Genomic DNA, 6364 nt, shown 5'->3' on the forward strand with positions numbered 1-6364 from the left:
GCGTCCCTACGAACAAAAGCCCCTATTGCCCATTGTAAGCCTGACCTAGAAACCACTTTTGAGACTAACGATGGAAACGCGGAACTTTGGGTGTTCAGTTTAATTCAACTGAAGGAGCAAACGACTTGTTTGAACAAGAGCAAAGGTGCCGATTTTGAACCGTTTCATGCGATCGAGGCTGCTGTCTCAGCAGTGGTTAATCGCGTTCTTAGCCACTGTGTTAGTGCTTCTGCTGGGCTGGACTTGGACTGCTGTCCCAGTGCTATCACGTACTGAGTCATCGCAGGCAAAGGTGTTGGAGCAGGTCTGGCAGACAGTCAACGACAATTTTTATGATTCGAAATTTAATGGCGTTAATTGGCAGGCGATGCGGCAGAAGTATGCATCTCAAGCGGCAGAGACGCGATCGCCCGAAGCGCTGGCAGTCGTGGTGAACCAGATGCTTGCCGAACTCAACGCCTCGCATACGCATTACTATATATCAGCAGAACCAGAGTACTACCAGCTTGCAGGCGTTTTTTGGCGACGAGGCATCCAGCGCCAGCTCAAACCGTTTTTGCCGAATGGCAAGCTAGAGTATGCTGGCATTGGTGCTTATACCCGTGACGTTGATGGCAAGACGTTCGTCCGTGCGGTGCTGGATGGTTCGCCTGCTGCCAAAGCGGGGCTGAAGGTTGGGGATCAACTTCTTAGTGTAGAGGGACAACCCTTTCAGCCTGTGAAATCCTTTGCTGACAAAGCCGATCGCCCAGTTAGCATCCGGGTTCAGCGCACACCGGATACCGCTCCACAGACGATCGCTGTCACGCCCAAACGGCTAGATCCAACGACCATGTTTCTGGATGCCATGAAAGCCAGCGTCCAGGTGATCGATCGCGGTAGCAAAAAAATTGGTTACGTTCATATCTGGTCGTATGCCGATGACATTTATCAGCGTCAACTTGAGCAAGAATTGAGCGATCGCCTCAGCCAAGTCGATGGACTCGTCTGGGATCTGCGCGACGGCTGGGGCGGAGCCGAACCTAGTTACCTGAATCCTTTTACAGCACCCGCGCCCACTGTGACATTTACCAATCGCGACGGTACCAAAGGTGGCTTTAACCTGCCCTGGAAAAAGCCCGTCGTGATGCTCGTTAACCAGGGTTCTCGCAGCGGTAAGGAAATCCTCGCCTACGGCTTTCGACAGTTTCGGGTCGGCAAAATCGTGGGCAGCAAAACCGCTGGAGCCGTGTTAGCTGGACGCGCTTACATCATGCAGGATGGCAGTCTGCTGTACCTCGCCGTTGCCGATGTTTTGGTAGACGGACAGCGCATCGAAGGTAAAGGTGTTGCCCCTGATATCGATGTCCCGTTTGCAGTCCCCTACGCACAAGGACGCGACCCGCAAAAGGAAGAGGCGATAGCGGCGGTGGTGGAAGCGATCGCAAAGCGGTGAGGTGGAGAAGTTTTGAGTTGATTGCGCGGTCAGCGGTCAGCGGTCAGCAGTCAGCTTTTTCTAACAACTAACAACCAACAACCAACAACCCCTTCTGCCCTCTACTTCCCTTGCCCCCTCCTGCCTTCTGCCCTCTCCTGCATAACCATCCGCGATCGCCCCTACAACAACTGTAGAGAGACTCAGTTGCATCACTATACGTACCTCTAAATCACCTGCCGCATTCGTAAAGTAAATTGAGATGAAGCAACAATTCTTTGGTTTGGGACTCAGTGCGGGACTCGCGTTGAGCCTGTGTTCGACCGCTGGAGCGGTTCAGCCTGCACCAGTTGAAGGGAATGCAAACGTGCAGTGGTCTAAGGTCATTAGCGATCCCTTTGACGGTACGGTTGTTTACGACAAAAACTTTAGCCCGTCTGATCACGGGTATGTCTTTGTCACCAGTTGGTCAAAAGGGGGCATCCGTGCCACTTACACCTGGTATGAATCAGCGATCGATGGCTATCGAACGGTTTGGCGGAGTCGCTGGGTGCATCGAAAGGGTAAAAAGGTTGAAGAGCAGTACCCTGAGCAAGAACCCGTCTATCGCTATACGCGCTTTGACGACACGCCCAAAGCCATTATGTTTGCCGTCAACGGTCAGCTTTACACTTACGAAGATGGCGCGATCGCGCCTGAGTTAGTCACTGCCCTTGCTAACGCACCAGCTGGAAATATGAGAATCCGACTCGTTTGGAATAACGGCAAAACAAAAGATATTGAAATCGGCAAAGGCACGGTTGAAGCGTGGAAAACTGTTTTTCGAGACAGGACGTGATTGCCATATGAATCTGTATGGACATTACAGGAACGTCCCTACAGATTGCCAGTATCAAATTGACATTAGAGCGATCGCTAAACCCTCAGATCAGAAGCGAGACAACTTTTCAGGAAGGTGTCAGCATAGTAGGTGGAGTCATCGTCTCCACCAGATAACCTGCCGACATCCAGGCGGTGGCTTGCAGTGAACCCTTACTACGATTGCTCCACCAACCACGTTTGCTACGAGCAGAGAGTGGCAAGCCTTCACCCAACAGGGCTTCGATTTCGGTAAACGTCAGAGTGACTTGTAAGCGATCGTTCTGTCGTAGCGCGTCTAACAGGGCCGATATTTACTTTCACCGGGTTTCTTTTCGCCTTGATCAGACATTTTACACGCCAACGTGTTGTTATTTAGGGTTTGATCGAATGCGATCGATCCATTATAAATCTCTTCAAAGTCGCCGCGAGAGAATTTGAGGCAGCAGAGTAAGGGCAAAAACTTCGACCCTCCAGCAGCCGATGGGGACAATAATCGAAGAAGTGATCATCGGTAAACTAATCAACCACTACGGTTAGTCGTGGCCCCACAGCCCTTTCGCATAAATTTATCGGAAAAAGGTTAATGGAATGTAACTGCTATTACACTAACTGTTGGTCTAAATTGTATGGAGCATTCTGCGCCTAACTTACCAACAAACTAAAGATGGTGGACTGTAATCAATCGCCGGGACACAACTTCTATCGTTCTGACCCCTTTGCCTATTTACTCATTGAAAAGTTACGGTTTTTTCCTCTGGTTGGTGGTCTGTGGTCAATTGCGATCGCTACTGGGTTCTATTTATTAATTGCATGGGTTAGCCATACGCTGTGGTCTAAACCAGGGACAGTAGGGCTCCTCCAAGATTGGGTTCCCTGGATTGCAGCAGTACTGATTAATCCAGTGGTTGTAGGTTATTACTTGTGGAGTTTTCACGCGATCGATCGCGTAATTCAAGACCTTAAAACATCTAAGGTTGTCGAAATCGAGCAGGCAGATATTGAACGCGTTACGTCAACGCTTTATCACAAAAAATGGCGTATTTTTTTAGCGCTGGGTAGCGCTGTTGCGTTCAGTGTTGTTGTCTTTGTCACGCAACCAAGTCTGAAGAAAAGTTGGACAGGTTCGGGCTTCTTGCCCAATTTGGGAATCACTGCCGCCACGTTCATCGTTGTTTATATGGGTAGTATGCTGGTGCTCAACCTAATCACAAATATACGCATTCTTCACGGCATTTTAAGAAGAAAAAGGTTGAATGTAAATCCGCTTCACCCCGATCGCTGTGGTGGTCTTAGACCATTGAGCCATTATTCACTTAAAACAGCGTATTTAATTGCCATTATTGGCATTTGGGTCGGCGTTATAGGCTATCAAACGATTACGCAGGGCAACAGCCAGAATTATTGGTTTGCCGGTTTGATCTTTTTACTTTACATTTCGCTCTCGATCGCGTGTTTTTTTGGGCCCTTAGTAACCGCTCACAAAGGAATGGAGCAAGCAAAGGAAGTTCTTCTACATGAGATTGCTCAACAATTTCAAGCAGACTACACACAGATTCGTAACAGTTTGACCGAAGAAGCCGAGCCACTGAAAAAACGAACCGAAAAAATTCGTGAACTGCGTGCGGTGTATACGCTGACCGATGAGTTTCCCATCTGGCCCTTTGATACACAAACGTTTCGTCGCTATCTCTTGACAGCACCGACTCCGCTGATTGCGCCATTGCTGGGCTTACTACAAAAGATCCTTAGTGCGCTGCTCAAACACTGGGGCATTAGTTTAGGCTGATGATTTTGAGTCAAAGGTTTTAGACTGGCGATCAGTTTACGGCTTGAGCTTGAACTCATCAAATTTAATCACCGCAGATTTTGGTTCACGTATATCAAAACGATAGCTACTGATCGATCCTGTGCCTGTATCGAAGATGCTGAAGGCCGTGATATCGTTGCTGGCGATGTAGGGCATGGGCTGCTTTTTGGCATCCAGGAGTGGGGCGATCGTGGGTACGATCGGCTTTAACCCATTCGGATTACCAGTTGCAGCGTACTCTTCCTTATAGCCAGTTGGCACGTTACGCTTTCGATCGCCGACAAAAGCACCGTAGGAGTTGCCTACATTAGAGGTTTCTAAAAAGTGCATGCCACTGGGACTCATAAAGCGATTCCATAGGTGCGAATGCCCGTAAAGCACGAGTTGCACATTCGCTTTTTCGAGTAGTGGCACGACATCGCGAATGATGTAATCGTCCTGCTTGGGATATTCATAATGAATGCCTTTAATGACGGTCTCTTTGAGGGGTTTAGATGGGTCTATTGGCGCTGGTGGTTGATTGCCTAAAGAAGCAAATCTCCTTGAAGCATCTGGTTTAACCGCTACTTCTTCTGTAGCCATTATTTGCACTGGATCAGTGTAGGCAGGAACGATGTTCTCACCTAAAGAATGCGGTGGATGATGGAACATGACCAGCTTATACTTGGCTTGTTTGAACGTTGGGCTATTGAGTTCTTGTTCTAGCCAGTTGTGTTGAGGGCTGCCTTTAGCGATCGGTTCAAAAAGGTGCTGCCCCCAGCCCCAGTTTTCTCTAGCGTGGGTATCTTTAATGTCCTGATCCCGTTCCTGATATTTCCCTTTTGCATCGGCTGCAAGGCTGGGTGTACGCCAGACATTGGTAATGTATAAAACCACCAAGCGCATATCACCAAAGGTCTCTGCGTAATAGCGCTTGCCACCCTGGGGGCTTTGGGGCAACGTGAAAATCTCTTCGTAGGTGTCTGTATTAAACGAATGATCTTTGACCCATTCCTTGCGCTTGGCTACCAACTCCTTGTCAGTTGCTATCGGGTCGGCAGAACGAGATGCGTTCAGAACGGCATCGTAGAAGGAACCCTCGCCAACGTTATGCGGTACCGTATTGTAGAACTGCTCGTTGAGAGACTCTTTAGTGGAGAAGCGTCCCATGACTTCGTGGTTACCGATCGCCGTATACATGGGTGCGTTTTGAATAATGGCTCCACCCTTGTAGCGAGTTTTGATGCCGTTTTTCTCTAGTTCATAACAAGCACGACCTTGCAGGGCTGGAAAGAGAGAGCCACCGCATTCGTCATCAAACCATTCGGAGGCGCGATCGGCAACATTGACCAGATCACCCGCAAACAGGACGAGATCGACCTGCCCGATCGTCTCCACCACTTTTTGCAAATTCGCTGCCACCAGCGGCTTGATTTGATGATCGGAGGTCAGCAAGATCTTGAGTGGTTTTCCGGGTGATGGTTTCGCCGCTAACGTATACGTTTCGCTGCTTACTGCCATACCATCTTCACGCACACTCGTCACTTGGTATGGTGCAGGCTGATCGGGCTTCAAACCCGTTACTTCGGCTTCGTGCCGCCAGATGGGACGAACCGTTAAACCAGAGTACTTTTTAGCCAATTTGGACGCGGCATCTTCGCGAGTGCGGCTGAGCTGCGTGGTATGGGCGATCGCCTTTCGAGACAACTCTGCACCATAGGTAACGGTGTGCCTGCTGCCTGCAAAATCGGTGAACCAGACGACGCGCACCGACGACTCGGTGGGCAATTGCAGAAATGGCTCGGTCAAGAGGGTTGGTTTTGTAGACATGGCAGGGGTTGGAAGCAGAGTCAGGAGGCTGAGCAAGGCTGACAGTGCAGCTATGAGCAGCATACGACTAGGGAGGCGTTTCAGCATGGCTATCTGGACGACATCAAGGGATCAATCAGTTCATGTTCAGACCTCGAAGGTTTTGAACTCGACTTTAGCCATTTGGGCGGAGCAATAGGCTCCACAAAATGTGAAGAAAATGGAGTCAAGCCAGCACCGAACAATAGGCTTGGCTCCATTGTGATTGTTCATTAAACTGATGCTGAGTCTATCAAAAGAGAGGGCCGAAGTGCTTGCTCCGTTTCCAGTCTTCTTTGTGCCGCAGCGGCGTTGGCAGAAGGGGGCAGTGATGTTGGTGGGAGCCATCCTGTGTCCAGGCCAGCGCACGGTGAGTCGGGTGTTGCGGGTGCTGGGGTGAGGGCAAGACCGACACTATGGCAACTATACCGGAGGTTGAGTCGCGTGGGGTGGAG

At 49.8% G+C, this 6364-nt stretch carries 6 protein-coding genes; 4 read left to right on the forward strand and 2 right to left on the reverse strand.

Annotation, left to right across the window (positions count from 1 at the left end; genetic code table 11):
• The first annotated feature begins 145 nt into the window (after positions 1-145).
• Both C7B82_RS22845 and C7B82_RS22850 read left to right on the forward strand, forming a co-directional pair.
• The gene (locus tag C7B82_RS22845; RefSeq protein ID WP_245940055.1) at positions 146-1435 is read left to right on the forward strand and encodes a S41 family peptidase; all 1290 of its coding nucleotides are present in this window, start codon (positions 146-148) and stop codon (positions 1433-1435) included.
• Positions 1436-1676: 241 nt separating this feature from the next.
• Entirely contained in the window at positions 1677-2252 is a 576-nt protein-coding gene (locus tag C7B82_RS22850; protein ID WP_106258876.1) for a hypothetical protein, read from the forward strand.
• A 109-nt stretch (positions 2253-2361) separates the two neighbouring features.
• Here C7B82_RS22850 and C7B82_RS35270 read toward each other — a convergent pair whose 3' ends face one another.
• Positions 2362-2586 (reverse strand): DUF7662 domain-containing protein, encoded by a 225-nt coding sequence (locus C7B82_RS35270; RefSeq protein ID WP_422632161.1) that lies wholly within the window; start codon positions 2584-2586, stop codon positions 2362-2364.
• 353 nt (positions 2587-2939) lie between these two features.
• Between C7B82_RS35270 and C7B82_RS22855 the strand changes: the two genes are divergently transcribed.
• Positions 2940-4061, forward strand: a complete 1122-nt coding sequence (locus C7B82_RS22855) for a hypothetical protein (RefSeq protein WP_106258877.1) — start codon at positions 2940-2942, stop codon at positions 4059-4061.
• 36 nt (positions 4062-4097) lie between these two features.
• On the opposite strand, the gene C7B82_RS22860 is transcribed toward C7B82_RS22855, so the two are convergent.
• The gene (locus C7B82_RS22860; RefSeq protein WP_219904648.1) at positions 4098-5891 is read right to left on the reverse strand and encodes a purple acid phosphatase family protein; all 1794 of its coding nucleotides are present in this window, start codon (positions 5889-5891) and stop codon (positions 4098-4100) included.
• Between the two features lie 259 nt (positions 5892-6150).
• On the opposite strand from C7B82_RS22860, the gene C7B82_RS32610 reads away from it, so the two are divergent.
• Positions 6151-6309, forward strand: coding sequence for a hypothetical protein (locus C7B82_RS32610; RefSeq protein WP_181357617.1), 159 nt, complete (start codon positions 6151-6153; stop codon positions 6307-6309).
• Positions 6310-6364 lie beyond the last annotated feature (55 nt).

Origin of the sequence: Stenomitos frigidus ULC18 (assembly GCF_003003795.1) — a bacterium.
Lineage (GTDB): Bacteria > Cyanobacteriota > Cyanobacteriia > Leptolyngbyales > Leptolyngbyaceae > Stenomitos > Stenomitos frigidus_A.

Bases quoted from the DNA above. Each gene is read 5' to 3' on its own strand.
- C7B82_RS22850 (WP_106258876.1), top strand. From the start codon at position 1,677: ATGAAGCAACAATTCTTTGGTTTGGGACTCAGTGCGGGACTCGCGTTG.
- C7B82_RS22855 (WP_106258877.1), top strand. From the start codon at position 2,940: ATGGTGGACTGTAATCAATCGCCGGGACACAACTTCTATCGTTCTGAC.
- C7B82_RS22860 (WP_219904648.1), bottom strand. From the start codon at position 5,891: ATGTCTACAAAACCAACCCTCTTGACCGAGCCATTTCTGCAATTGCCC.
- C7B82_RS32610 (WP_181357617.1), top strand. From the start codon at position 6,151: ATGCTGAGTCTATCAAAAGAGAGGGCCGAAGTGCTTGCTCCGTTTCCA.